Raw genomic sequence first — 23,068 nt, forward strand, 5'->3', positions numbered from 1 at the left:
CTGAATGACGCAGCTCTTCTACCTTTCCGACTTGTTCGGCGTGGCGGTCTTCGCCATCACCGGTGCGCTGATGGCGGGGCGCAAATCCATGGACCTGTTCGGCGTGCTGGTCATCGCCGTCATCACCGCGTTGGGCGGCGGCACCCTGCGTGACGTCATCCTCGGCAACCACCCGGTGAGCTGGATCAGGGATGACACCTACATTCTTGTGGCGTCCCTGGCCGCCGTGGGCACGGTGCTCTGGGTACGCCTGACCCGGCCCATCAACGAAACCGGCCTGCTGCTGGCGGATGCCTTCGGCCTCGCCGTATTCACCGTCTACGGCACCCAGGTTGCGCTGCAGCACCATCTGGAACCGGGCACCGCGGTGATCATGGGTGTGATCACCGCGGTCGGCGGCGGCGTCCTGCGGGACATCATCTGCAACGAAGTGCCGCTGATCTTTCAGAAGGAGATCTACGCCATCGCCTGCATCGCGGGTTCCCTGGTTTTCATCGGCCTGCGCGAGGTGGCGCTGCCAGACTGGCTGGGCACTGCCGTGGCCATGCTGGTGGTGCTGTTGATCCGGCTGGCGGCCATCCACTGGAGACTCTCACTGCCGCGCTTCCACCTGCTGGACCGGGAGTGACATCAGGCTCGAGCGCCGCGATGGCCTTGTGCTGAGCGGCGTCCTCGGCCCCATCGAGTAGACGTTTTTCACTGCAATTTCTGGCGAATTTCGCCAAACCCGCGACACTGGATGCTGCTGCTCGTTACCAACCCAGGTTGGAGGAAAGCATCATGTCCAGAGTCGCTTTGCTGCTTGCGCTGCTCCTCGGCGCCGGTCTCGCCCAGGCCGAAATCAAGACCAGTGAAATGCCCTACAAGGGGCCGGACGGCACGACCCTCATCGGTTACTTCGCCTACGACGACGCCATTGCCGGTAAGCGTCCAGGTGTCGTGGTGGTCCACGAGTGGTGGGGCCTCGACAGCTATATCAAGCGCCGCGCCCGCGATCTGGCGGCCCTCGGCTACAGCGCACTGGCCATCGACATGTACGGCGATGGCAAGAACACCGAGCACCCGGCTGAAGCCCAGGCCTTCATGCAGGCTGCGATGTCCAGCGCCCCGGCGGCCAAGGGGCGTTTCCTCGCCGGGCTCGACCTGCTCAAGGCGCAACCCCAGACCGACCCCGACAAACTGGCTGCCATTGGCTACTGCCTTGGCGGCAAGGTGGTGCTGGACATGGTTCGCCAGGGCGTGCCCCTGGCCGCAGCGGTCAGTTTTCACGGCCCCTTGGCCACCACCACCCCGGCTACGCCCGGCAGCGTCAAGGCGAAGGTACTGGTGGAGCATGGTGCGAAGGACACCCTCGTGCCCATGTCGGCGGTAAACGCGTTCAAGGAAGAGTTCGACAAGGCCCAGGCCGACTACCGCGTGGTCATCCAGCCCAAGGCCAAGCACAGCTTCACCAACCCGGATGCCGACCGCCTCAGCCATGCCGGCCACGGCAGCGAGAAGGGCCCGGACCTCGGGTACAGCAAGGTCGCCGACGAGAACTCCTGGGCCGACATGCAGGCGCTGTTCAAGGAGACCCTCGGTCAGTAGCGCGTTGGCTAGGCTGAAAATTAGACAAACAAGGGAGCCGTACCATGAGCAAGCTGCTGCAGACCCTTTCGCCCATCGATGGCTCGGTCTATGTCGAGCGGCCCTGGGCCTCGTCCGCAGAGGTCGCGGCAGCACTGGAGCGAGCCGAAGTCGCACGTAACACCTGGAAGGCCACGCCGGTGGCCGAGCGCGTCGCCATCGCCCGCCGAGCCATTGCCGCTTTCGCCGCGCGCGAGGCGCAGCTGGCCGAGGAGCTCAGCTGGATGATGGGGCGGCCGATCCGTTACGCACCGGGGGAGATTCGCGGCTTCGTCGAACGCGCCAGCTACATGGCGGATATCGCCGAAGAAGCCCTGGCAGATATCCGACTGCCGGACAAACCGGGCTTCACCCGCCTGATCCGCCGCGAACCCCTGGGGCTTGCGCTGGTCATCGCGCCCTGGAACTACCCCTACCTGACGGCGGTGAATGCCGTTGTCCCGGCTTTGCTGGCGGGCAATTGCGTGTTGCTCAAACACTCGGCCCAGACGCCGCTCTGCGCTGAACGCATGGTGGAGGCTTTCGCCGAAGCCGGCCTGCCGCCGGGCGTGTTGCAGTACCTGCACCTGACCCATGCCGACACGGAGCGGCTGATCCAGGCCGAACCGGTCCGGCACGTGGCCTTTACCGGCTCGGTGGCAGGCGGCGCCATGGTGGAGCGCGCCGCCGCCGGACGCTTCATCAGTTCAGGATTGGAGCTGGGCGGCAAGGACCCGGCCTATGTGCGCGCCGACGCCAATCTCGCCCACGCCGTGGAAACCGCCATCGATGGTGCCTTCTTCAATAGCGGGCAGTCCTGCTGTGGCATCGAGCGCATCTACGTGCACGCCGATCTCTTTGATGCCTTCGTCGAACAGGCCGTGGCCCTGGTGGGTGCGTATCGCCTGGGCCGTTCCGACGACCCGGAGACCACCCTCGGCCCGCTGGTCCGCGCCGAGGCGGCGGACTTCGTCCGTGCCCAGGTGAGGGAGGCTGTGGGGCAGGGCGCCAGGGCGCATCTGGACCCGGCCGCCTTCCCGCTGGAGAAGACCGGCAGCGCCTACTTGGCGCCCCAGGTGCTCACCGGCGTGCACCACGGCATGCGCGTCATGAGCGAGGAATCCTTCGGCCCGGTGGTGGGCATCCAGAAGGTTCGCAACGACGAGGAAGCCCTGGCGCTGATGAATGACAGCTCCTACGGCCTGACCGCCGCCATCTTCAGCCAGGACGAGGCCAGCGCCCTGGCACTGGCGGACCGGGTGGAGGCGGGCACCGTCTTCCTCAATCGATGCGACTACCTGGACCCGGCCCTGGCCTGGACCGGCGTCAAACAGTCCGGGCGCGGCTGCAGCCTGTCGCGGGTGGGCTACGAACACCTGACCCGGCCCAAGTCCTTCCACTTCAAGACCCAGCTGTGAGGAGCGCCATGGACGCGAGCAAATTCCGCATGAACTGGAACTATCCGACCTCGGTGCGGGTGGGCGTCGGCCGCATCGCCGAGCTGAACCTGGCCTGCCGCGAACTGGGCATGCAGGCGCCGCTGCTGGTGACCGACCCGGGTCTCGCCGCGTTGCCGATGATCGAGTCGGCCCTGCGCCAATGCCGCGATGCCGGGCTCAAGGCGGGGCTGTTCCACCAGATCAAGGGCAACCCGACCGGGCCGAACGTGATGGACGGTGTGGCGGCCTTCAAGGCGCGTGGCCACGACGGTGTGATCGCCTTCGGCGGCGGCTCGGCGCTGGATGCCGGCAAGGCCATTGCGCTGATGGTCGGGCAGGACCGCCCGCTCTGGGATTTCGAAGACGTCGGTGACAATGCCTCGCGGGTGAACGTCGCCGGGATGGCGCCGGTAGTTGCGGTGCCCACCACGGCCGGTACCGGTTCGGAAGTGGGGCGTGCAGCGGTCATCACCGACGATCAGGCGCACATCAAACGCATCATCTTCCATGCGCGGATGCTCCCCGCCATCGTCATCCTCGACCCTGAACTCACCGTCGGCCTGCCGCCAAAGATCACTGCTGCCACCGGAATGGACGCGCTGTCCCACAGCCTGGAAGCCTACTGTTCGCCGCTCTACCACCCCATGGCCGAAGGGATTGCGCTGGAGGGCATGCGCCTGGTCAAGGACTACCTGCCGCGCGCCACCAGCAGGGGCGGGGACGTGGAAGCCCGGCTGCAGATGCTGGTGGCTTCCAGCATGGGGGCTACCGCTTTCCAGCGTGGCCTTGGCGCCATGCATGCACTGGCCCACCCCCTGGGGGCGCTTTACGACGCTCACCACGGCTTGCTCAATGCCGTGCTCATGCCCTACGTGCTGCAGGCCAACCGCGCCTACATCGAAGGGCCGATGGCACGCCTGGCGCGTTACCTCGGTCTGCCTCAGGCAGGCTTCGCCGGGGTGCTCGACTGGGTGGTGAACCTGCGCAGCGAACTGGACATCCCCCACAGCCTGGGGGATATCGGCATCGACGATGCGCGCATAGAACAGGTCGGGCGCATGGCCGAGGTCGATCCGTCGGCCGGTACCAATCCGGTCCCGTACGACGCGAAGACCTACAGCCGCATCTTCGAGAAGGCGCTCCACGGTCGGCTCTGAACTAATCTGATCAATGCAGCGGTAAGGTCCACCTGATCCGTGGTCACACGGATCGAGGCTCGCTTCGGGTGATTTTCGGGACTCTTCTCATTTCCACGAACCAGACCTTTGCCGGTGCACGCTGGCGCGGACCGGCGTTGTCTGTGGGTTCAACCTCGTAGGGAGAACAACGATGACCGAGTCATTCAAGGCGGTCGGCGGCTGCCGCTGTGACGATAACCCCGTGCGCTACCAATACACCTCGCGGCCCTTGGAAGTGCATTACTGCCTGTGCACCGACTGCACCGATATCTGCGGCGGCGCCATGGCCATCATCGCGGTGGTGGAGCTGAAGTCCTTCACGATCACCGCCAACGCCGACAAGCTGAAGTGCTACCACTCCAAGGCGACCTGCCACCGTTACTTCTGCTCCGAGTGCGGCTGCCACATGTACCTGCACGTGGACGGTGCCCCTGACGTCGAGCTGGTGCACGTCCCCACCCTGGACCGCGACTCCGACCCGGGCGGCAAACCCGACCGCTACGTCTTCGTGCGCTCAAAACACCCGCTCCTGACCTTGCCGGACGACGGCCTGCCACGTCACGAGGGCTGGGCCGACAGCGGTGAGCCGGTAGCCTGGCAGGCTGGATAACGCCGGCGCCGGGCGTCAGTTGGCGCTGTGCAGTACCTCGCGGAATGCCTCGAAGGAGGCGGTCGCGTAGCCCTGACGCCAGACCAGCAGGGTCACCACCCGCATCAGCGGCAATTGGCCGAGGCGGGGTGGCTCGCGCTGCAGTTCCAGCACCGAGCGCGGCAGGACGCCGACGCTGGAGCCGGCCGCCACGCAGGCGAGGATGGCGTGGTAGGAACCCACCTGCTGCACTTTCGGTGGTGTGCGTCCGTCGGCGGATAGCCAGTTCTCGGCGATCTGCCGGTAGGTGCAGCCCTCGGCGAAGCCTGCCAGGCCGTTCACCTGGACATCGGCGGCGCTTTTCACGGGCGGATGGCTGGCAGGCAGCACCAGCAGCAACTCCTCCTCGAACACTGGCAGGGCCTCCAGCCCAAGGGCAGCGACTTCCTCCTGCCAGGTGGCCTTGCCCTCGGGCCAGGCCACCAGGGCGCAATCCAGGCGACGGGCGAGTACACCCTCCACCAGCGCCTGGCTGGTGCCCGTGCTCACCTCCAGTTCCACATCGGGACACTGGCCGTGGAATTGCGAAAGCGGGCCGGGAAGGCGACTGGCTGCGGTGCTCTCCATGCTGCCCAGGCGCAGGCGCCCACCCGGCTGTTGCGGGTGCATTGCCTGGCGGGCTTCGTCGGCCAGGGCCATCAGGCGTTCGCTGTAGTCGAGGAAGGTCTGCCCTCTGTCGGTGAGGGTCATGCGTTTGCCATCGCGGAGAAAGAGCGGGACGCCCAGCGCTTCCTCCAACTGGCGAATTCGCGTGGTGACGTTGGATTGCGCCCGCTGCAGGCGCTGGGCCGCACGGGTCACGCTGTGTTCCAGCGCGACCGCGCGGAAGATCTCCAGGCTGGATAGATCCATGGCTTACGATCTCATATAGAGAATGAATGGTTAAAATTATTCTCCATATGAGATAGATTGGCCAGGTTTTCACGTGTAGGGGAGTTGCCGCGACATGTCCATCACCCACCTGCTCGGTATCGAGCACCCGATCATCCAGGCCCCCATGGTGGGCGTTTCCACACCGGCCCTGGCGGCTGCCGTGTCCAATGCGGGGGCCCTGGGGTCCATCGGCATCGGTGCGAGCACCCCGGCTCAGGCTCGCGCCATGATCGCGGAAACCCGTGCCCTGACCGATCGGCCCTTCAATGTGAACCTCTTCTGTCACCGTCCAGCCCGCGCTGACGCCCAGCGCGAGGCGGCTTGGCTGGACTTCCTGCGGCCCCTGTTCGCCGAGTTCGGCGCCGAGCCGCCGGCCGCCATTCGCGAGATCTACAAGAGCTTTCTCGATGACCCGGACATGCTGCAGATGCTGCTGGAGGAGCGCCCGGCGGTGGTGAGCTTCCATTTCGGGTTGCCGCCGAGAGCGTGGATCGATGCCCTGAAGACTGCCGGCATTGGCCTGCTGGCCAGTGCCACCACGCTGGAAGAAGCCCGTTTGGTAGAAGACGCCGGCGTGGACGCGATTGTCGCCCAGGGCGTGGAAGCCGGCGGTCACCGCGGCGTCTTCGAGCCGGAGAAGGGGGATGCCGGCATCGGCACCCTGGCGCTGGTGCGCCTGATCGCTCGCCACTGCCACCTGCCGGTGATCGCCGCCGGCGGCATCATGGATGGGCAGGGCATTGGTGCCGCGATGATGCTGGGCGCGCAGGGCGCACAACTGGGAACGGCGTTCGTCCCCAGCCTGGAGTCTTCCGCCAATGCCGCCTACCGCGCCGCCCTCAAGAGCGAGCGTGCCCACCACACCCGTATCACCGCCGCCATCTCCGGCCGCGCGGCGCGGGGAATGGTCAACCGTCTGTGGGCTGATCTGGACACTCCGGATGCACCGACGCTGCCGGACTACCCAACGACCTACGACGCCGCCAAGGCCTTGCACGCCGCCGCCAGCGCCAAGGGCTGCAACGACTTCGCCGTGCAGTGGGCTGGCCAGGGCGCGCCGCTGGCGCGTGAGATGCCGGCCGCCGAACTGGTGAAGCTGCTGGTGCAGGAAATGAAGGGCTGATCGCAACGACCACTCCCTCTCCCTCTCCCGCTCGCGGGAGAGGGTTGGGGAACGGGAAGGGAATGCACGCCAACGACGTAAATCACCCTCCATAAAAAAGCCCGAACAACCTCTCGGTCATTCGGGCAAGGGGGCGAGCCCCCTGGCGGATCGGTTCGCTCAGCCAGGTTGCTGCCGGCGGTATTCGGTCGTGGTGATCCCGGAGTAGCCCCAGTTATCGGTGTCGACTTCTTCGATCACGATGTGGGTCAGGTCCGGGCGTTTGCCCAGGACCCGTTGCAGGGTCTCGGTGATTTCGGCGATGACCTGGGCTTTCTGCTCGCGGGTCACGCCATCGCGGGTAATGCGTACGCTGACGAAAGGCATGGTGTTTTCCTCCTTACCAGGTGCCGGTGCTCATGCCGCCGTCAACCGGCAGTACCACGCCGGTGGTGAAGCTGGCGTCCGAGAGGTAGAGCACCGCGTCGGCGATGTCCTGGACCTGGCCGATATGGCCTACCGGCTGCAGGCCATTGAGGAAGTCGCGGATCGACGGATCGTGCATCGGTGTCTCGATGATGCCGGGGGCCACGGCGTTGACCTTGATGTCATGGGGCGACAATTCCAGGGCCAGGGCACGGGTGAACTGGTTCAGGCCGCCCTTGATCAGGGTCGGCAACGAAGCCGGTACGTCCCGGTTAGGCTGAATGCCGACAGACGCGGTGATGGTGATGATGTGCCCCTGGCGACGCGGAATCATGTGTCGGGCTGCTTCCTGGGAGGCGTAGACCACGCCCTTGAGGTTGGTGCCGAGCATCGACTCCAGGTCCTCTTCGCTGTAGTCGGTGATCGGGCTGGGAATGAAGATGCCCGCGTTGTTCACCAGCACATCGACCTGGCCGAAACGCTCGATGGCGCGGTCGAACAGACGCTTGGCGGTGTCCGGTCTGGCGATATCGCCTGCCACGCCGATGAAGTTGGCGGGATTGCCCAGTTGTTCGGCGGCGGCTGCCAGGCGTTCTTCACTGCGGGCCGAGCCGACGACGTTGAAGCCGCGTGCCAGGTAGGCCTGGGCCAGGCCAAGTCCGATGCCGCTGGAAGCGCCCGTGATCACGACAGTTCTGTTGGTGCCTTGCATGACGATGATCCTCGATTGGAGGGAGAAGACTCAGGATGTGCAGAGGGCGCCGCTCTGTTGGAACCGACTATATTTGTGCCGGATTTGCGGATAAATAAGTCATCCAGCACTTCAGTTGATACCTCGTGTAATGAGTCGCTTCGCGGCAAGTGCGCTATCTGGGGGGCGGGCTGTCGATTCGCCGGACGGCCAATCGACCAGTGAGTGATTGGCTATCGTCTTTCAACTCACCAGGAGGTGCGCCATGAGCAAACGGATCAACACCATCACCCCATGCCTGTGGTTCGACGACCAGGCCGAAGCCGCCGCCAACTTCTACGTCGGCATCTTTCCAAACTCGAAGATCAACGCCATCAGCCGCTACGGCGAGGCGGGCAAGGAGGTTCATGGCAAGGAAGCGGGCTCGGTGCTGACCGTCGAGTTCGAGCTGGACGGCCAGACCTTCACCGCCCTGAACGGCGGGCCGGTCTTCAGCCTGACCGAGGCGGTGTCCTTCCAGATCAACTGCGAGACCCAGGACGAAGTGGACTTTTACTGGGACCGGCTTTCCGCCGGAGGGGACAAGAACGCCCAGCAATGTGGGTGGCTCAAGGACAGGTTCGGCCTGTCCTGGCAGGTAGTGCCCAGCGTGCTGATGGCCATGATGCTCGACCCGGACACCGCGAAGTCCCAGCGCGCCTTCACCGCGATGCTGAAGATGCAAAAACTGGATATCGCCACGCTGAAGAAGGCCTACGACGGCTGAATGTCGGAACCTGCCTGGTCGTAGGGTGGATCGCGCTCCATCGATCCACCTTTCGCGCTTACCGGCGGCTCCGCCTGGCGGGCTGTCCACCAGGCGGCGGGTCACCGCGAGTCGTTGGGCTTCGCTGCGCCCTGCACCAACCTACGAAACGCGATGGCGCCCATCAGGCCTCCACATTGACCACCACGCGGCCACGTACATGGCCCGCCAGCAGGTCGCCGGCCACCGCGATGGCCTCCCCCAGGCCGATCTCGCGGGTGATGGCATCCAGTTGGGCGATGTCCAGGTCCCGAACCAGGCGGTTCCAGGCCTCGATCCGCTCGGCGCGGGGGCGGGTGACGCTGTTGATTCCCAGCAGGCTCACACCGCGCAGGATGAATGGCGCCACGGTGGCCGGGAAGTCCATCCCCTGGGCCAGGCCACAGGCGGCTACCGCGCCATCGGCATGCAGGCCGGCGCAGACATTGGCCAGGGTATGGCTGCCCACCGAGTCGATGGCGGCGACCCAGCGCTCCTTGCCCAGCGGGCGGCCAGGCTCGGACAGCTCGCTGCGATCGATGATCTCCGCAGCGCCCAGACTCTTCAGGTAATCCGCCTCGCTGGTGCGGCCGGTGGCGGCCACCACCCGGTAGCCGAGGCGGGCGAGCAGGGCGATGGAGAAGCTGCCGACGCCACCGTTGGCGCCGGTCACCAGCACGTCGCCCTGGCCGGGTTTCAGGCCGTGGCGCTCCAGGGCCAGCAGGCAGAGCATGGCGGTGTAGCCAGCGGTGCCGATGGCCATGGCTTGGCGCGGGCTGAAGGCGGAGGGCAGGGGGATCAGCCAGTCGCCGTTCAATCGCGCTTTCTGCGCCAGCCCGCCCCAATGGGTTTCGCCCACTCCCCAGCCGTTCAGCAGCACCAGGTCGCCCACCTTGTAGTCGGGGTGGCTGCTGGCTTCCACCGTGCCGGCCAGGTCGATGCCCGGCACCATGGGGAACTGACGCACCACCGGAATCTTGCCGCTAATGGCCAGGCCGTCCTTGTAGTTGAGGGTGCTGTAGGCCACCCGCACGGTCACGTCGCCCTCGGGCAGCTGGGCGTCGTCCAGTTGGGTGTTGCTGGCGCGGTAACCGGCTTCGTCTTTCTCGATCAGGATTGCGTTGAACATGCTCACACCTCCATTTAGACCAGTTGTCTATAAATAGGCCCGGAAAACCTAGCGCGGTAATCCGGCGAGAAAACCCTTGATGAATACATCCAGCGGGACATTGTCCCGCGTCAGCCGCGCGCGCTGCACGGCGCCTTCCCAGCCGATCCAGAAGAACGCCGCCAGCGCGTCGCAATCGGCCCCGGCTGCCAACTCACCCGCGTCCTGCGCCGTGCGCAAGACGCGAGCGAGGCGGTCCTGCCAACTGCGCAGCGTGCCTTCCAGCTCCAGGCGGAAACTGTCCGGAAGAATGGCCACTTCCTGGCCCAGGTTGCCCACCAGGCAGCCCCGCGTGAACTGAAAGCGGGTCATGCCGGCCTTGGCGTCCTCGACGAAATTCTCCAGGCGTTGGAGCGGGGGGACCTCGTCCTGCAGGAACCAGCGATCCAGTTTATGGGCGAAGTAGCTGGAATAGCTGTCCAGCACCGCCTGGCCGAACGCCTCCTTGCTGGCGAAGTAGTGATAGAAGGAGCCCTTGGGAACGCCCACGCGCTTCAGCACCGTGTCGATGCCGGTGGACATGAAACCCTGCTCGGTGAGGATTTCCATGCCGCAGCGGATCAGCGCGTCACGGGTGTCTGGGTAGTCGCGGTCCACCTTGGGCGGTCGGCCGCGGCGTGGTTTGGAAAGGGCGTCGGTCATGGCGGGGGATTTTAGACCGATTGTCTAGAGAATCAATCAGAGAAAGGTAGTGGGGGCGAATCAACTCGCCCCCACCCCCTCTTCGCCTTGGCAAGCGTTAGGCGGGGATATCGCCCAACACCGCCCGGATTCGCTGGGCGATATGGCCGACGTGGGTCTCCAGGGCGAAGTGCCCGGTATCCAGCAGCTCCACGACCGCGTTGGGGTTGTCGCGTTTGTAGGCCTCGGCGCCCGGCGGGATGAAGAAGGGATCGTGTTCGCCCCAGATCGCCAGTGTCGGCAGCCGTGTATCACGGAAGAACGCCTGGAACGCAGGGTAGAGCGCAAGGTTGTTTGCGTAGTCGAGGAACAGATCCAATTGAATGTCCTTGTTGCCAGGGCGTTCCAGCAACAAGGCATCCAGGTAGTACGACTCGGGGGCGATCAATTCGACGTCCTTCACGCCGTGAACGTATTGCCAGCGGGTGCCTTCCAGGTTCAGCACGGCGTCGTGCACCATTTTCCGGCGCTCGGGATTGTTCGGTTCGGCCCAGTAGGCGCGGATAGGTTCCCAGGCATCGCCCAGGCCTTCCAGATAAGCGTTGCCATTCTGCGATACCAGTCCGGTGACGCGTTCCGGGTGGGCCAGCGCCAGTCGCAGGCCGGTAGGGGCGCCGTAGTCGAAGACATAGAGGGCATAGCGCTTCAGGCCCAGTTTCTCGACGAAGGCACCTAGGGTGACGGCCAGGACGTCGAAGCTATAGCGGTATTCGCGCTCCGCCGGCACTTCGGTGAATCCGAAGCCTGGCAGGTCCGGGGCGACGATGTGGAACCGGTCGGCCAGCAGTGGAATCAGGTCGCGGAATTGGTGGGAGGAACTGGGATAGCCGTGGATCAACAGTAGGGTGGGGGACGCCGGGTCTCCAGCTTCGCGATAGAAGACACGAACGCCATCGGCTTCTACGAAGCGGTTGCGGACCGGGATATGGGCGAGGGGCGAGGTCATGGCGGCTTTTTCTCCGTAACTGGTGTTGCGTTGATGAATGGTTACAAGGTCTGAGTATGATCTCAGCATGTAACCTGTCAACGTTTTTTATAAAGGTTACCTTGGTCGCTCGTCGTAACTGCACATGGACGTCTTATGGGGTTACACTTCAAGGCATTCCTTTCACGGAGTGCCACCATGACTGACACCACAGTTACCGCCCCAAGCGAGCCCCTGGTGCTGGCTGACCATCCGGTCCTCGACATGCTCAATACGCGAGCCGTGGTAGACAGTGCTCCATTCGAGTTCTGGCGCAGCGATGCAGATGTGCAGGCGTGGCTGGTGCGCACGGGATGGAAATTGCCTGCCGCGAGCTTTCCTCAAGGGGAGTTGCTGCAAGCGGCGTTGACCCTGCGGGAAGCGGTGCGCGAGCTGGTAGAACAGCGCAAGGCCGGCGAACACGGCCGCCCCACCGTACTCAATCGGTTCCTGGCCACCCCCAGTCGGCTGTGCCTGGACTGGTCAGTTGACGGTGAACCTCGCCTGCATAGGCTGCGCGACCGTGCAACGGCCGAGCAGTATCTGGCGCCCCTGGCGGAGGCAGCGGCGGAATTACTCGTGGAAGGCGACTTCAACCTGGTGAGGGTCTGTGAGCACCCGGACTGCGTGCTGTGGTTCTACGATCGCACTAAATCTCATCGGCGCCGGTGGTGCAGCATGGCCCTGTGCGGAAACCGCCATAAGGTTGCTGAGTTCCGCAAGCGCAAGCAGCAGTGAGGGGGAGGTAGGGCGCCGCGCCGGACTTCTAGCCGGGGTATTCCTGATTTTTCGATTGCGATAGGGAGGGCCGGCGATCCCGGCCGACCTGCGGCTGATTCAGGTCAGGCCACAACTGCAACTCCGATGAACGGTCGGCTATTGGCGCGATTTGCGAAGGCACTGACACGCAATGAAAAGTCTCGAGGTGGCGATGGCGGCACACTGGGCGCACCTACAACAAGAAATTGCTCCATGCCGGTTCGGCCGGGATGGCGGAGGACCACCATGCGCCACTATCTCGCTTTCCTCATTGCACCTGCTCTGCTGGGCGCCATGCTTCTGGCTTCTCTGCTGAGCGACCCGCAAGCTCACTACTCGAACGCTGCCTTCGGCGTTCCACTGGTCAGCCTCGGCGAGATCTTCCAGTAACCGTCGTTACCGCCCAGACGGTCGCACTGAAGCCGGTTCAGAGCGGCCCGACTTCCGTCTTGCCATCACTTCGATCGTTCATCCAGCGCAGGACCTGCTCGCCGAATTCCGGGGGAGCCTTGCGCGCCACGCGGCGGACCAGATCGAGCACGGTCTGCTGGGCCAGCGCTTCTTCCATGCGCTGCTGGGCCTGCATCATCACCGCGTGAATGGAGCAGGGGCCCATCGTGGCCCAATCCGGCGCAGGGCAGTTGCCGTCGAAAAGCGCACAGCGCTCCCGCACGTCCCGACACTCGAAAATCTGCTTGTCCCCGTCGATGGCGCGGACGATGTCCAGCACCGTGATCTCGTCCGCCGGCCGTGCCAGGCGGAAACCGCCGCGCACGCCTTCGGTGGCCTTCACCAGTCCCGCCTTGGCCAGGCGGGTGAAGACCTTGGCCAGCAATTCCGGGGGAACGCCCTGCAGCTCAGCCAGGGCGCGCACGCTGGCTTCGCGGCCATCGCCTTTCTCGTCTGTCAGGTAGAGGAGGCAGTGGATGCCGTACTCAACCCCCGCGCTATACAACGCCATTTATAACTCCGACTACTACAATCGCCTTTATTGGGCCTTTCTTTGACGCCATGCCGTTTTCAGGATGGCTTGCACGCGGTGCTATCACGTCCGGCAATGGCTCAATGCTAATGGGTCTGCGGTAATAGACCCAGATTTATTGAGGTCTGGAAACGATGATGGCGACGAGCGGGGCACCGGGCAAGAAAAAAAGCTTGCCGATTTTAACTGCGATCAATACAGTCGTAGTTAGTCGGTGTGGTTCGAGACAAGAACCTCAGAATCCGGCAGGACCATGTCGGGCGTGCCTGCCCGCGAGAACCTCACTTTTCGCCTTGTGGAGATACCCATGAAACAACGCATCCTGATCGTCGGCGCCGGCTTCGGCGGCATGTGGAGTGCCCTGAGCGCAGCCCGTCTGCTGGACCAGCATGGTCGCGACGATGTCGAGGTGGCGGTACTTGCGCCCCAGGCCGAACTGCGGATCCGTCCGCGCTTCTATGAGCCGGACGTACACAAGATGGTGGCGCCGCTGGGCGAGCTGTTCGACGCGGTGGGCGTGAGCTTCGTGCAGGGCTCTGCCGAGCGCATTGACGTTGAAGGCAAACGGGTGGGCTATCGCAACGCCCATGGCCAGTTCGCCGAACTGGGGTATGACCGCCTGATCCTGGCCACCGGCAGCCAGGTGGTACGTCCGGCGCTTGCCGGTGTCGAGCATGCGTTCGATGTGGATCAGTTGGAAGAAGCCGTGCGCCTGGAACGCCATATACAGAACCTGGCCGAGCGTCCGGCATCGAACAGCCGCAATACCGTGATCGTGGCTGGCGGAGGTTTCACCGGTATCGAGGCCGCCGCGGAAATGCCGGCGCGTCTGCGAGCAGCGCTGGGGGAGGGCGCCGATGTGCGGGTGATCGTCGTTGACCGTGGCAGTGAGATCGGCGCGGCACTGGGCGAAGGGCCGCGTGGCGCCATCGCCGAGGCATCCGCCGAACTGGGCCTGGAATGGCGCCTGAACAGCGCCGTGGCCTCTGTTGATACCCGTGGCGTGACGCTGGCCAGCGGTGAGCGCATCGACGCCGACACCGTGGTCTGGACCGTGGGCGTGCGAGCCAGCTCGCTGACCGAGCAGGTTCCGGCGGAGCGTGATGGCCAGGGCCGCCTGCACGTCGACGCCAACCTGCAAGTGCCGGGATTCGGCGGCCTGTTCGCCACCGGCGACGTGGCCAAGGCGGCGTGCGATGACGAGGGGAACCACGCACTGATGTCCTGCCAGCACGCCATCGCCCTGGGGCGTTCGGCCGGCAACAACGCGGCGGCGAGCCTGCTGGGCGTGGAGCCCATCCCGTATAGCCAGCCCAAATACGTGACCTGCCTGGACCTCGGCGCCTGGGGGGCGGTATTCACCGAAGGCTGGGACCGCCAGATCAAGTTCGAGCGCCAGGAAGGCAAGGCCATCAAGCAGCAGATCAACGGCTTCTGGATCTACCCGCCGGCGGCTGATCGCGCTGTCGCACTGGCCGCAGCTGATCCACTGATCCCGGTTGTGGCCTGATCACTGACGGGTAACCACTCGCTGCCACGCCGTCCTGCGCGGTGTGGCAGCCGGTTTCTGGGCGGGGCTGCGGCTGGCCGGGTTGCCCGAATGACCTAGGCCATGCTTCCCGACTTGCACGCGGCTCATGGCGATTGATAGCCTTCCGGGCCTGAAAACAAGCAGGCCCGGGTATGGTGATCAGGGTTGTCGAAGCACAAGAAGTAGATCAGCAGCGGATAGCCATTCCGGGTTGGGAGCAGCAGTACACGCAGATGTCTGCCGGGCGATTTTCGGGGCGGATCCTGCATGCCGAAGTCGAGGGGATCGAGCTCTATGAAGAGCAGATGAACCTCCGCGTGGAGCAGGAGTTCCATGCGCCGTCCGGCGCCCTGGTCTTCAGCTTCGACATGTCGGAGAACACGCTCTACCTGCTCGATGGCGAGACCCGCAACGCCTGGGTCACGCCGGAGAACTATCGCGAGGTGGCCGTGGTGATCAAGGAGGCGGTGCAGTGGGGCCAGCCGCTCGATGCATTCGCCGACCTGGTGCTGACACCGCTTCGGTCCGATAGCTGCAGGTCGGTCGCGGCCTCACTCAGTAACATGCTCACCGGCGCATCCAGCGGCCAGCATCCTATGGATGCCCCCGGTATCGCGCAAACCATCGTGTCCGACTGTTTCTCCCTGCTCTGCGAGGCTCCGCTCGGCGACGAGCACCGGTCGCGTTCCAGCGTCCAGGCCAAGCGTGTCGTGCAACGGGTCAAGGAAGTGGTGAACGATTGTCCCGAAGAGAACTTCGGGATGACCGAGTTGGCCGCGAAAGTAGGCGTCTCGCCGCGTAGCCTGCAGCAGTGCTTCCTGCGCTATGCCGGCGTTCCGCCCATCGTGTGGCTCAGAAACCGTCGACTGAACGCGGCTCGCCGCGATTTGCTCGGGGCCGCTGAGTCGGGCATGAGCGTGGCCGAGGTGGCCATGAAATGGTCGTTCTGGCACCTGGGCCGCTTCTCCCAGTCCTACCACGCGCTCTTCGGCGAGTACCCCAAGACGACCATCAAGCAGCGCTGCCGGCCCTAAGGGGCCGCGCACAGCAAGAATTCATCTCTGAGTTCAGATCGTAGGATGGGTAGAGCGGAGCGAAACCCATGCTGTCGGCTCGATTTCGGCGGGTTTCGCAGGCTCGCGAAACACCGCTCGACCCATCCTGCTTGAGCGTCTTTGCCGCCAGCGGATGCACAAAGAAAAGCCCCCTTGTCGGGGGCTTTTCAGTACGTGGCGCGGGTATTCGTCAGCCCAGTATTTCCCGTATCCGATACCACGCCATACCCAGCGCCAGCAGCGGGGAGCGCAGCAGCTTGCCGCCGGGGAACGTCAGATGCGGCACCGCACTGAACAGGTCCAGGCCCTGGCTTTGACCGGCATGGATGGCCTCGGCCAGGAGCTTGGCTGACCAGTGCGTGACGTTCAGGCCGTGACCGGAATACCCCTGGGCAAAGAACACATTCGGATGCGCCTTGAGTCGCCCCACCTGCGGGAAGCGATTGGCGGTGATACCGATCATGCCGCCCCACTGGTAGTCGATCCTGACCTGCGCGAGCTGCGGAAAGACCTTGAGCACCTTGGGCCGCATGTAGGCGCCGATGTCCTTCGGGTCCCGCCCCGAGTAGTGGCAGGCCCCGCCGAAGAGCAGGCGCCGATCGGCCGTCAGGCGGTAGTAGTCCAGCCCCACTTTCTGGTCGCACAGCGCCATGTTCTGCGGTATCAGCTCCGAGGCGAGCGACTCGGGAAGCGGTTCGGTGGCCACCACGTAGCTGCCGGCCGGCAGAACCCTGCCGGTCAGCCGCGGCTCGAGTTCATCCAGGTGCGCATTGCAGCCGAGCACGAGGTTATCCGCGATCACCCGGCCTCTGGCGCAGTGGATGACCACGGACTTCCCATGCTCGATGCGCAGGACCGGGCTCTGCTCGAAAATCCGCGCGCCGAACGCGCTCGCCGCCCGGGCCTCGCCTTTCACCAGGTCCAGCGGATGCAGGTGACCCGAGCCCATGTCGACCAGGCCGCCGGCGTAGCAATCGCTGGCCACGACCTCATGCATCTGGCCGGCCCCTACCAGCCGGGTCTGATGCGGGTAGCCCAGCGCATTCAGCTCCTCTTGCTCCTGAGCCATGGCGGCGAACTGAGCAGGGGTGTTGGCCAGCTCGCAGAAGCCCCAGCGCAGGTCGCAGTCGATGTTCAGGTCGCGGATGCGCTCCGCGACCAGGGTCACCGAGTCGAGGCCCGCGCGCTCCAGATAGCGGACACCTTCTTCACCTACGTATTTGGCGAAGCCACTGACATCGTGGCCGATACCGCGTATCAGCTGGCCGCCGTTGCGCCCGCTCGCGCCCCAACCGATTCGCCGGGCTTCCAGCAGCACGACGGAGTGGCCACGCTGGGCCAGCTCCAGTGCGGTGTTGACGCCGGTGAGGCCACCGCCGACGACGCAAACGTCCGCGCGAATGTCCTCCGCGAGCGAGGGATACAGCTGTTTGTCTCGGGCGGTTGCGGCGTAGTAGGACGCCGCATGTTCCTCGGTGCGAGTCATGGGTCGGTCTCGATTCATCGGTTGAACTTGATCTTGCTCCAGCTGCGGGTCATCAGGCGCATGATCCGGGGCGGCGGCGCCTTGGCGATGTACAGCTTGTCGAGCACTTCCTGGCTCGGATAGACCTCCGGGTTGTTCAGCGTGGCGGGGTCCAGGAGCGCCTTCGAGTCGGCGTTGGCATTGGGGTATCCGACGTACTCGCTGATACCGGCGATCACCTTGGGTTCCAGGATGTAGTTGATGAACGCGAACGCCTGGTCCGGGTTCTTGGCATCGGCAGGGATGGCCATCAGGTCGAACCAGAGGTTGGCGCCTTCCTTGGGAATGCTGTAGGCGATCTGGATGCCGTTGTTGGCTTCCTTGGCCCGCGCGGCGGCCTGGAACACGTCTCCGGAGTAGCCGAAGGCCACGCAGATATCGCCGTTGGCGAGGTCGGAGATGTACTTGGACGAATGGAAGTAGGTGACGTAGGGGCGCAGCTCAAGGAGCTTGGCCTCGACCTTGGCGTAGTCGGCCGGGTTCGTGCTGTTGGGGTCGAGCCCCAGGTAGTTGAGCATCGAGGGGATCAGCTCGTCGGCCGAGTCCATGAACGCGACGCCGCACGCCTGGAGCTTCTTGAGGTTCTCCGTTTCGTACAGCACGGACCAGGAGTCGATACGGTCGACGCCCAGCACCTGCTTGACCTTCTCGACGTTGTAGCCGATGCCGTTGGTGCCCCACAGGTAGGGCACCGAGTGGCGGTTGCCCGGGTCGTTCTGTTCGAGCAGCTTGAGCAGCGCCGGGTCGAGGTGCTTCCAGTTGGGCAGCTTGCTCCGGTCGAGCTCCAGGAATACCCCTGCATCCACTTGCCGGGTGAGGAAGTGGTTGGAGGGGACGACGACGTCGTAACCGGTTCTTCCCGCGAGCAGTTTCCCTTCCAGCGTTTCGTTGGAGTCGAAGACGTCGTAGATCGGCTTGATGCCGGTGGTCTTCTGGAATTCGCCCAGGGTGTCGGGGGCAATGTAGTCGGTCCAGTTGTAGACGCTGACCGTCGGTTCAGCGTGGGCGACCTGGGCCATCGTGGCCAGGGCGAAGGGCGCAAGGTAGCGTAGCAGTCTCATATCGACTCCCGTAATTGTTGTTGTGAACGGCGGAGTGGGGGCGGGTTAGACGCTCAGCAGGAGGAACTCTCGCTCCCAGGAGCTGATCACGCGCTTGTAGTTCTCGTGTTCGGTGCGTTTCACGGCGACGTAGCCCTGGACGAACTTGCGACCCAGGTACTCCCCGAGCACTTCGCAGTCCTCCATCTGGGCCAGCGCGTCCTCGATGGTGATCGGCAGGCGCAGGTTGCGGCGCTCGTAGCCACGCCCTTGCACCGGGTTGCTTGGGGCAACCTTCTCGATCATGCCCAGGTATCCGCAAAGCAGGCTGGCGGCCAGTGCGAGGTAGGGGTTGGCATCGGCGCCGGGCAGGCGGTTCTCGACCCGCGTCGCCTCGGCCGAGGCGGGCGGAACGCGCAGCCCCACGGTACGGTTTTCCTCGCCCCACTCGACGTTCACTGGAGCCGAGGTGTCCGGCAGGAAGCGGCGGAAGGAGTTCACGTTCGGCGCGAACATGGGCAGCACCTTCGGAATGTATTTCTGCAGGCCGCCGATGAAGTGGAGGAACAGCTCGCTCTTGGAGCCATCCGCATTGGCGAAGATGTTCTTGCCGGTGGCGACATCCAGCACGCTCTGGTGAATGTGCATCGCGCTGCCCGGCTCATCGGTGATCGGCTTCGCCATGAAGGTCGCGCTCACATCGTGCTTGAGCGCGGCCTCGCGCATGGTGCGCTTGAACACGGTGATCTGGTCGGCCAGGCTCAGCGCGTTGCCGTGACGGAAATTGATCTCCATCTGCGCGGGGCCGTCTTCATGGATCAGCGTGTCCAGGTCCAATCCCTGCGCTTCGCACCAGTCGTAGACATCTTCGAACAGCGGGTCGAACTCGTTGGTGGCATCGATGGAGAAGCTCTGACGGCCGCTCTCCGGGCGCCCCGATCGGCCCACGGGCGCCTCGAGGGGGAAGTCCGGGTCGCCGCTGCGCTTGGTCAGATAGAACTCCATCTCCGGCGCCACGACCGGGCTCCAGCCGTTATCCGCATACAGCTTCAGGACGCGCTTGAGCACGTTGCGCGGCGACAGCTCGATCGGGTTGCCGTACTTGTCGACGGTGTCGTGGATGACCATGGCGGTCGGTTCGAGGGCCCAGGGCACGAGGAAGACGGCGTCGGGGTCGGGGCGGCAGACCATGTCGATGTCGGCTTCGTCCAGCAGGTCGTAGTAGACGTCGTCGTCGACGAAATCACCGGTGACCGTTTGCAGCAGGACGCTTTCCGGGAGTCGCATTCCGCCTTCGCCGAGGAACTTGTTGGTAGGGGAAATCTTGCCGCGGGCGATGCCGGTCAGGTCGCTGACCACGCATTCGACTTCGGTGATTTTTTGTTGTTTCAGCCGTTGCTCCAGTTGCTCGGCGGGGGTGTTCATACAAGCCTCGGAAGGTTCATGGTTGCGGAATGAGAACGCGCCTGCAGCGTTCTGCTGCCAGGCCGCGGGGATAGTTTCGTTCGCAGGGGCGAGCACGTTCTATCCACTTTCCGCACGCATGACCGAGCTGTGTGACAGCTCATCCGGCTAATCTGGCCTGATCACTCCAGCAACTCGCGCTCGAACTCAGCCGCCCCCTGAGTGCTCACGGCCAACAGGGTCAGGGCCGACCGTGCAGCCGGCGAGCGGGTGCAGCAACACGCCAATTGCGGTGCTTCTTGTGAGGGACGATGGCATGGCGGGAGGCCCTCGGGGTCAGTGGGCGTCAGCCGACGGCTGAGAGGGCGGGGCGATCTTGTGCAGCAGGGGAATCAGTGCGACGGCGACCGCGAAGCAGGCACCGATGATCAAAAAAGCGTCGGAGAAGGTGAGCGTCTGAGCCTCACGGAACGTGAGGTTCCAGAGCTGTCGCAAGGCTTGTTCGCTGTACTGCCCGGACGCATCCAGATGCGGTGCCAGCCAGTTGTTGAGCGCTTCGTTGCTGGCGTTCAGGTGCTCGGCCAGGCGCAGGAAGTGCAGGTTGGTGCGGTCGTTGAGGATGGTGGCGCAAGCGGCGATTCCAATCGCACCACCCAGGTTGCGCATCAGGTTGAACAAACCCGAGGCGAGCTTGAGTCGTGCGGGTGGCAACGAGCCCAGGGCCAGGGTGACGGTGGGTGCCACGGCGAATTGCTGGGCCATGCCGCGCAGGGCCTGAGGGAGCAGGAGTTGAGCCGCACCCCAATCGTGGGTGATCGGAGAAAACTCCCACATCGACAGGCAGAACAGGACCATGCCCAGCGCCAGCAGCCAGCGCAGGTCGAAGCGCCGCGCCAGGGCTGCGTACAGCGGAATGGTCATGACCTGGAAAATGCCCGTGGAGAACACCGCCAGGCCGATGTCCAGGGCGCCGTAGCCGCGTACCCGGCCGAGGAACAACGGGGTGAGGTAGATGGTGGCGAAGATGCCGATACCGGTGATGAAGGAGAACAGGCAGCCCAGGGCGAAGTTGCGTTCGCGCAGAGCGCGCAGGTCGACAATCGGGTTGGTCGAGGTGAGGCTGCGGTAGATGAAGGCGATACCGCAGAGGCCGGAGATCCACGCGGTGAGCAGGATGGTGTCATCGCTGAACCAGTTCCAGCGCGGGCCTTCTTCCATGGTGTATTCGAGGCAGCCGAGGAACACCGCCATGAGCAGCATGGCCGGGTAGTCGGCGCCCTTGAGCAGAGACAGGTCAGGCTTGTCGAGGCGCACAACGATCGGCACCACGATGGTCACGAGCAGCCCCGGTACCAGGTTGACGTAGAACAGCCAGGGCCAGGAGGCGATGTCGGTGATCCAGCCACCGACCACCGGGCCCAGGGTCGGGGCCAGGGAGGCGATGGCGCCGATGGTGGCGGCCACCAGCACGCGCTGGCGGCCGTCGAAATAGATGAAGCCGGTGGTGAACACCATGGGGATCATCGAGCCGCCGAGGAAGCCCTGCAGGGCGCGGAAGGCGATCATGCTCTGGATGTTCCAGGCCACGGCGCAGAGCAGGCTGGCCAGGGTGAAGCCGAGGGCCGAGCCAGCGAACAGCCAGCGCGTGGAGAACACCTTCGACAGCCAGCCCGACAGCGGGATCACGATGATTTCGGCAATCAGGTAACTGGTCTGTACCCAGGCGGTGTCATCGGCTCCCGCCGATAGACCGCCGCCGATATCACGCAGAGAGGCGGAGACAATCTGGATGTCGATCAGGGCGATGAACATGCCCACGCACATGCAGGCGAAGGCAATTATCTTCTGCCGGGTCGAGAGCTGTTCGACCGGCACCACCTCCGATGACCAGAAGTTCACGGCCGCTGCTCCAGTGCGAGCGCGTCACCGTGCTGCCGCTGTTGTGCCTTGGTATCCACCTCGACCACGACCGAGAGCCCCGGGCGCAGTGCGCCGAGGCGATTGTCGGCCGGGTCGAGTTGGATGCGCACGGGCACGCGCTGAACGATCTTGGTGAAGTTCCCGGTCGCGTTTTCCGGCGGGAGGATGCTGAACTGCGCGCCGGTTGCCGGTGCCAGGCTGTCGAGGTGCCCGTGGAATACCTTGCCTGGCAGTACGTCGGCTTCGACGGTGACGGCTTGTCCGGCCGTCATCCTCGCCAGTTGGTCTTCCTTGAAATTGGCATCGATCCACAGCCCCTGGGCCGGGACGACGGCCAGCAGTTGCGTGCCGGCAGACACATAGCCGCCGACCCGGCCACGGCGATTGCCGATATAGCCGTCTACCGGTGCGCGGAGTTCGGTGTAGCCAAGTTCGAGGCGCGCCAGATCGCGCTTGGCGATGGCTTGCTCAAGAGCGGCGACGGCTTGCTGGCGCTGGCTGTGTATGACGTCGAGCTGACGCTGGGCTGCAAGCAATGTGGCCTGTGCTTTCTCACTGTTGGCGCGTGCAGTCTTCCAGGTCGCTTCGGCACGTTGGGCGCTTTCCACGGAGACAGCGGCACGTTGGACCAGGGTGCGGTAGCGCTTGTCATCGTTCCGTGCCCGGGACTCTTCGGCGGCGGTGGCATCAATGTCGGCCTCGCCCTGGCGGATCACCGCCTGCTGCAACGCGGCCTGGGCATCGATGTTGCCCAGCAGGGCCTCCTCGGCGTGCACCTCACCTTCGGCCTGGGCCAGGGCGGCGCGGTAATCGCGGTCGTCGATGCGCGCGAGCAGGTCGCCGGCGTGGACGAACTGGTTATCGGTCACTGCCAGCTCAGCGATATAGCCGGCCACTCGCGGGCTGATGACGGTGACATCGCCACCCACGTATGCATCGTCCGTTTCTTCGAGGTAACGGCCCGAGGTCCACCAATGGGTGCCATACAGGCCGGCGCCGACCAGGACCAGGCTGGCGGCGGCCAGTTTGAGGAGCGTGCGGGATTTCGGCCGAGCCACGGTGGTGGCCTCGCTGGCGGGGATCTGAGCGGGCTGGTTCATGGCGGTCTCCGGTGAAGTAATTCAGGTGGACGTTGGTCGGGACAGGTCCGTTGGTGACTCGGCAGCGGCTCTTTAACATGTTGCATATCATTCAATCGGGCGAATCGAAGGCGGCTTTCTGATGGAGAAAGTGCGGAGCGCTCGATGAATATGATGGATGTAATTCCATCACGGTTACTTCCATGATGCAAG

23 protein-coding genes are annotated in these 23,068 nt (G+C 64.5%); 11 read left to right on the plus strand and 12 right to left on the minus strand.

Annotated elements, in window-relative coordinates; genetic code table 11:
- The first annotated feature begins 4 nt into the window (after window positions 1-4).
- The 5 genes from TQ98_RS11825 (at window position 5) to TQ98_RS11845 (ending at window position 4,832) form a co-directional block, all read left to right on the plus strand.
- Window positions 5-628 (plus strand): trimeric intracellular cation channel family protein, encoded by a 624-nt coding sequence (locus TQ98_RS11825; protein WP_044872804.1) that lies wholly within the window; start codon window positions 5-7, stop codon window positions 626-628.
- 152 nt (window positions 629-780) lie between these two features.
- Entirely contained in the window at window positions 781-1,587 is an 807-nt protein-coding gene (locus TQ98_RS11830; protein ID WP_044872803.1) for a dienelactone hydrolase family protein, read from the plus strand.
- 44 nt (window positions 1,588-1,631) lie between these two features.
- Window positions 1,632-3,023, plus strand: a complete 1,392-nt coding sequence (locus TQ98_RS11835) for an aldehyde dehydrogenase family protein (RefSeq protein ID WP_044872802.1) — start codon at window positions 1,632-1,634, stop codon at window positions 3,021-3,023.
- 8 nt (window positions 3,024-3,031) lie between these two features.
- Complete coding sequence (locus TQ98_RS11840) at window positions 3,032-4,201, plus strand: iron-containing alcohol dehydrogenase (RefSeq protein ID WP_044872801.1); 1,170 nt, start codon at window positions 3,032-3,034, stop codon at window positions 4,199-4,201.
- 172 nt (window positions 4,202-4,373) lie between these two features.
- Complete coding sequence (locus TQ98_RS11845) at window positions 4,374-4,832, plus strand: GFA family protein (RefSeq protein ID WP_052659210.1); 459 nt, start codon at window positions 4,374-4,376, stop codon at window positions 4,830-4,832.
- Between the two features lie 15 nt (window positions 4,833-4,847).
- Here TQ98_RS11845 and TQ98_RS11850 read toward each other — a convergent pair whose 3' ends face one another.
- Complete coding sequence (locus tag TQ98_RS11850) at window positions 4,848-5,723, minus strand: LysR family transcriptional regulator (RefSeq protein ID WP_044872800.1); 876 nt, start codon at window positions 5,721-5,723, stop codon at window positions 4,848-4,850.
- A gap of 94 nt (window positions 5,724-5,817) precedes the next feature.
- Here TQ98_RS11850 and TQ98_RS11855 point away from each other — a divergent pair, with 94 nt between their 5' ends.
- Window positions 5,818-6,867 (plus strand): nitronate monooxygenase, encoded by a 1,050-nt coding sequence (locus tag TQ98_RS11855; protein ID WP_044872799.1) that lies wholly within the window; start codon window positions 5,818-5,820, stop codon window positions 6,865-6,867.
- Window positions 6,868-7,026: 159 nt separating this feature from the next.
- Here TQ98_RS11855 and TQ98_RS11860 read toward each other — a convergent pair whose 3' ends face one another.
- Together TQ98_RS11860 and TQ98_RS11865 are read right to left on the minus strand one after the other, a co-directional pair.
- Window positions 7,027-7,233: a 4-oxalocrotonate tautomerase family protein gene (locus tag TQ98_RS11860; RefSeq protein WP_044872798.1), complete on the minus strand. Its 207-nt coding sequence runs from the start codon at window positions 7,231-7,233 to the stop codon at window positions 7,027-7,029.
- Window positions 7,234-7,246: 13 nt separating this feature from the next.
- Window positions 7,247-7,984, minus strand: a complete 738-nt coding sequence (locus TQ98_RS11865) for an SDR family oxidoreductase (RefSeq protein ID WP_044872797.1) — start codon at window positions 7,982-7,984, stop codon at window positions 7,247-7,249.
- Window positions 7,985-8,228: 244 nt separating this feature from the next.
- Between TQ98_RS11865 and TQ98_RS11870 the strand changes: the two genes are divergently transcribed.
- The gene (locus TQ98_RS11870) at window positions 8,229-8,729 is read left to right on the plus strand and encodes a VOC family protein (protein WP_044872796.1); all 501 of its coding nucleotides are present in this window, start codon (window positions 8,229-8,231) and stop codon (window positions 8,727-8,729) included.
- A 163-nt stretch (window positions 8,730-8,892) separates the two neighbouring features.
- Here the strand turns inward: TQ98_RS11870 and TQ98_RS11875 are convergent, their stop codons facing one another.
- From TQ98_RS11875 to TQ98_RS11885, 3 genes are all read right to left on the minus strand, one after another.
- Window positions 8,893-9,876: an MDR family oxidoreductase gene (locus tag TQ98_RS11875; RefSeq protein WP_044872795.1), complete on the minus strand. Its 984-nt coding sequence runs from the start codon at window positions 9,874-9,876 to the stop codon at window positions 8,893-8,895.
- Between the two features lie 48 nt (window positions 9,877-9,924).
- The gene (locus tag TQ98_RS11880) at window positions 9,925-10,557 is read right to left on the minus strand and encodes a TetR/AcrR family transcriptional regulator (RefSeq protein WP_044872794.1); all 633 of its coding nucleotides are present in this window, start codon (window positions 10,555-10,557) and stop codon (window positions 9,925-9,927) included.
- Between the two features lie 97 nt (window positions 10,558-10,654).
- Complete coding sequence (locus TQ98_RS11885) at window positions 10,655-11,542, minus strand: alpha/beta hydrolase (RefSeq protein ID WP_044872793.1); 888 nt, start codon at window positions 11,540-11,542, stop codon at window positions 10,655-10,657.
- A gap of 177 nt (window positions 11,543-11,719) precedes the next feature.
- Between TQ98_RS11885 and TQ98_RS11890 the strand changes: the two genes are divergently transcribed.
- Window positions 11,720-12,298, plus strand: coding sequence for an ABATE domain-containing protein (locus tag TQ98_RS11890; RefSeq protein ID WP_044872792.1), 579 nt, complete (start codon window positions 11,720-11,722; stop codon window positions 12,296-12,298).
- A 267-nt stretch (window positions 12,299-12,565) separates the two neighbouring features.
- Entirely contained in the window at window positions 12,566-12,709 is a 144-nt protein-coding gene (locus TQ98_RS27760; protein WP_158249353.1) for a hypothetical protein, read from the plus strand.
- Window positions 12,710-12,746: 37 nt separating this feature from the next.
- Here the strand turns inward: TQ98_RS27760 and TQ98_RS11895 are convergent, their stop codons facing one another.
- The gene (locus TQ98_RS11895) at window positions 12,747-13,280 is read right to left on the minus strand and encodes an Rrf2 family transcriptional regulator (RefSeq protein ID WP_044872791.1); all 534 of its coding nucleotides are present in this window, start codon (window positions 13,278-13,280) and stop codon (window positions 12,747-12,749) included.
- Between the two features lie 328 nt (window positions 13,281-13,608).
- On the opposite strand from TQ98_RS11895, the gene TQ98_RS11900 reads away from it, so the two are divergent.
- Window positions 13,609-14,811, plus strand: a complete 1,203-nt coding sequence (locus TQ98_RS11900) for an NAD(P)/FAD-dependent oxidoreductase (protein WP_044872790.1) — start codon at window positions 13,609-13,611, stop codon at window positions 14,809-14,811.
- Window positions 14,812-14,984: 173 nt separating this feature from the next.
- Window positions 14,985-15,866 carry a helix-turn-helix domain-containing protein gene (locus TQ98_RS11905; RefSeq protein WP_044872789.1) on the plus strand — a complete coding sequence of 294 codons (882 nt, stop codon included), beginning with the start codon at window positions 14,985-14,987 and terminating at the stop codon, window positions 15,864-15,866.
- A 211-nt stretch (window positions 15,867-16,077) separates the two neighbouring features.
- Here TQ98_RS11905 and TQ98_RS11910 read toward each other — a convergent pair whose 3' ends face one another.
- From TQ98_RS11910 to TQ98_RS11930, 5 genes are all read right to left on the minus strand, one after another.
- Window positions 16,078-17,373, minus strand: coding sequence for an FAD-binding oxidoreductase (locus TQ98_RS11910; RefSeq protein WP_044872788.1), 1,296 nt, complete (start codon window positions 17,371-17,373; stop codon window positions 16,078-16,080).
- A gap of 14 nt (window positions 17,374-17,387) precedes the next feature.
- A complete protein-coding gene (locus TQ98_RS11915) occupies window positions 17,388-18,473 on the minus strand; it encodes a polyamine ABC transporter substrate-binding protein (RefSeq protein ID WP_044872787.1) in 1,086 nt (361 codons plus the stop codon).
- Between the two features lie 45 nt (window positions 18,474-18,518).
- Window positions 18,519-19,877 (minus strand): glutamine synthetase family protein, encoded by a 1,359-nt coding sequence (locus TQ98_RS11920; protein ID WP_044872786.1) that lies wholly within the window; start codon window positions 19,875-19,877, stop codon window positions 18,519-18,521.
- A gap of 315 nt (window positions 19,878-20,192) precedes the next feature.
- On the minus strand, window positions 20,193-21,755 hold the full coding sequence (locus tag TQ98_RS11925) for a DHA2 family efflux MFS transporter permease subunit (protein WP_044872785.1): 1,563 nt from the start codon (window positions 21,753-21,755) through the stop codon (window positions 20,193-20,195).
- A complete protein-coding gene (locus TQ98_RS11930) occupies window positions 21,752-22,876 on the minus strand; it encodes an HlyD family secretion protein (RefSeq protein ID WP_044872784.1) in 1,125 nt (374 codons plus the stop codon). Before TQ98_RS11930 ends, TQ98_RS11925 begins: the two co-directional genes overlap by 4 nt.
- Window positions 22,877-23,068 lie beyond the last annotated feature (192 nt).

The organism is Pseudomonas sp. LFM046, from assembly GCF_000949385.2.
Classification (GTDB): domain Bacteria; phylum Pseudomonadota; class Gammaproteobacteria; order Pseudomonadales; family Pseudomonadaceae; genus Metapseudomonas.

Coding starts and splice junctions, on each gene's coding strand:
- TQ98_RS27760 (WP_158249353.1), top strand. CDS start 12,566: ATGCGCCACTATCTCGCTTTCCTCATTGCACCTGCTCTGCTGGGCGCC.
- TQ98_RS11880 (WP_044872794.1), bottom strand. CDS start 10,557: ATGACCGACGCCCTTTCCAAACCACGCCGCGGCCGACCGCCCAAGGTG.
- TQ98_RS11850 (WP_044872800.1), bottom strand. CDS start 5,723: ATGGATCTATCCAGCCTGGAGATCTTCCGCGCGGTCGCGCTGGAACAC.
- TQ98_RS11885 (WP_044872793.1), bottom strand. CDS start 11,542: ATGACCTCGCCCCTCGCCCATATCCCGGTCCGCAACCGCTTCGTAGAA.
- TQ98_RS11875 (WP_044872795.1), bottom strand. CDS start 9,876: ATGTTCAACGCAATCCTGATCGAGAAAGACGAAGCCGGTTACCGCGCC.
- TQ98_RS11825 (WP_044872804.1), top strand. CDS start 5: ATGACGCAGCTCTTCTACCTTTCCGACTTGTTCGGCGTGGCGGTCTTC.
- TQ98_RS11860 (WP_044872798.1), bottom strand. CDS start 7,233: ATGCCTTTCGTCAGCGTACGCATTACCCGCGATGGCGTGACCCGCGAG.
- TQ98_RS11905 (WP_044872789.1), top strand. CDS start 14,985: ATGGTGATCAGGGTTGTCGAAGCACAAGAAGTAGATCAGCAGCGGATA.
- TQ98_RS11910 (WP_044872788.1), bottom strand. CDS start 17,373: ATGACTCGCACCGAGGAACATGCGGCGTCCTACTACGCCGCAACCGCC.
- TQ98_RS11835 (WP_044872802.1), top strand. CDS start 1,632: ATGAGCAAGCTGCTGCAGACCCTTTCGCCCATCGATGGCTCGGTCTAT.
- TQ98_RS11845 (WP_052659210.1), top strand. CDS start 4,374: ATGACCGAGTCATTCAAGGCGGTCGGCGGCTGCCGCTGTGACGATAAC.
- TQ98_RS11920 (WP_044872786.1), bottom strand. CDS start 19,877: ATGAACACCCCCGCCGAGCAACTGGAGCAACGGCTGAAACAACAAAAA.
- TQ98_RS11870 (WP_044872796.1), top strand. CDS start 8,229: ATGAGCAAACGGATCAACACCATCACCCCATGCCTGTGGTTCGACGAC.
- TQ98_RS11890 (WP_044872792.1), top strand. CDS start 11,720: ATGACTGACACCACAGTTACCGCCCCAAGCGAGCCCCTGGTGCTGGCT.
- TQ98_RS11930 (WP_044872784.1), bottom strand. CDS start 22,876: ATGAACCAGCCCGCTCAGATCCCCGCCAGCGAGGCCACCACCGTGGCT.
- TQ98_RS11900 (WP_044872790.1), top strand. CDS start 13,609: ATGAAACAACGCATCCTGATCGTCGGCGCCGGCTTCGGCGGCATGTGG.
- TQ98_RS11830 (WP_044872803.1), top strand. CDS start 781: ATGTCCAGAGTCGCTTTGCTGCTTGCGCTGCTCCTCGGCGCCGGTCTC.
- TQ98_RS11840 (WP_044872801.1), top strand. CDS start 3,032: ATGGACGCGAGCAAATTCCGCATGAACTGGAACTATCCGACCTCGGTG.
- TQ98_RS11915 (WP_044872787.1), bottom strand. CDS start 18,473: ATGAGACTGCTACGCTACCTTGCGCCCTTCGCCCTGGCCACGATGGCC.
- TQ98_RS11855 (WP_044872799.1), top strand. CDS start 5,818: ATGTCCATCACCCACCTGCTCGGTATCGAGCACCCGATCATCCAGGCC.
- TQ98_RS11865 (WP_044872797.1), bottom strand. CDS start 7,984: ATGCAAGGCACCAACAGAACTGTCGTGATCACGGGCGCTTCCAGCGGC.
- TQ98_RS11895 (WP_044872791.1), bottom strand. CDS start 13,280: ATGGCGTTGTATAGCGCGGGGGTTGAGTACGGCATCCACTGCCTCCTC.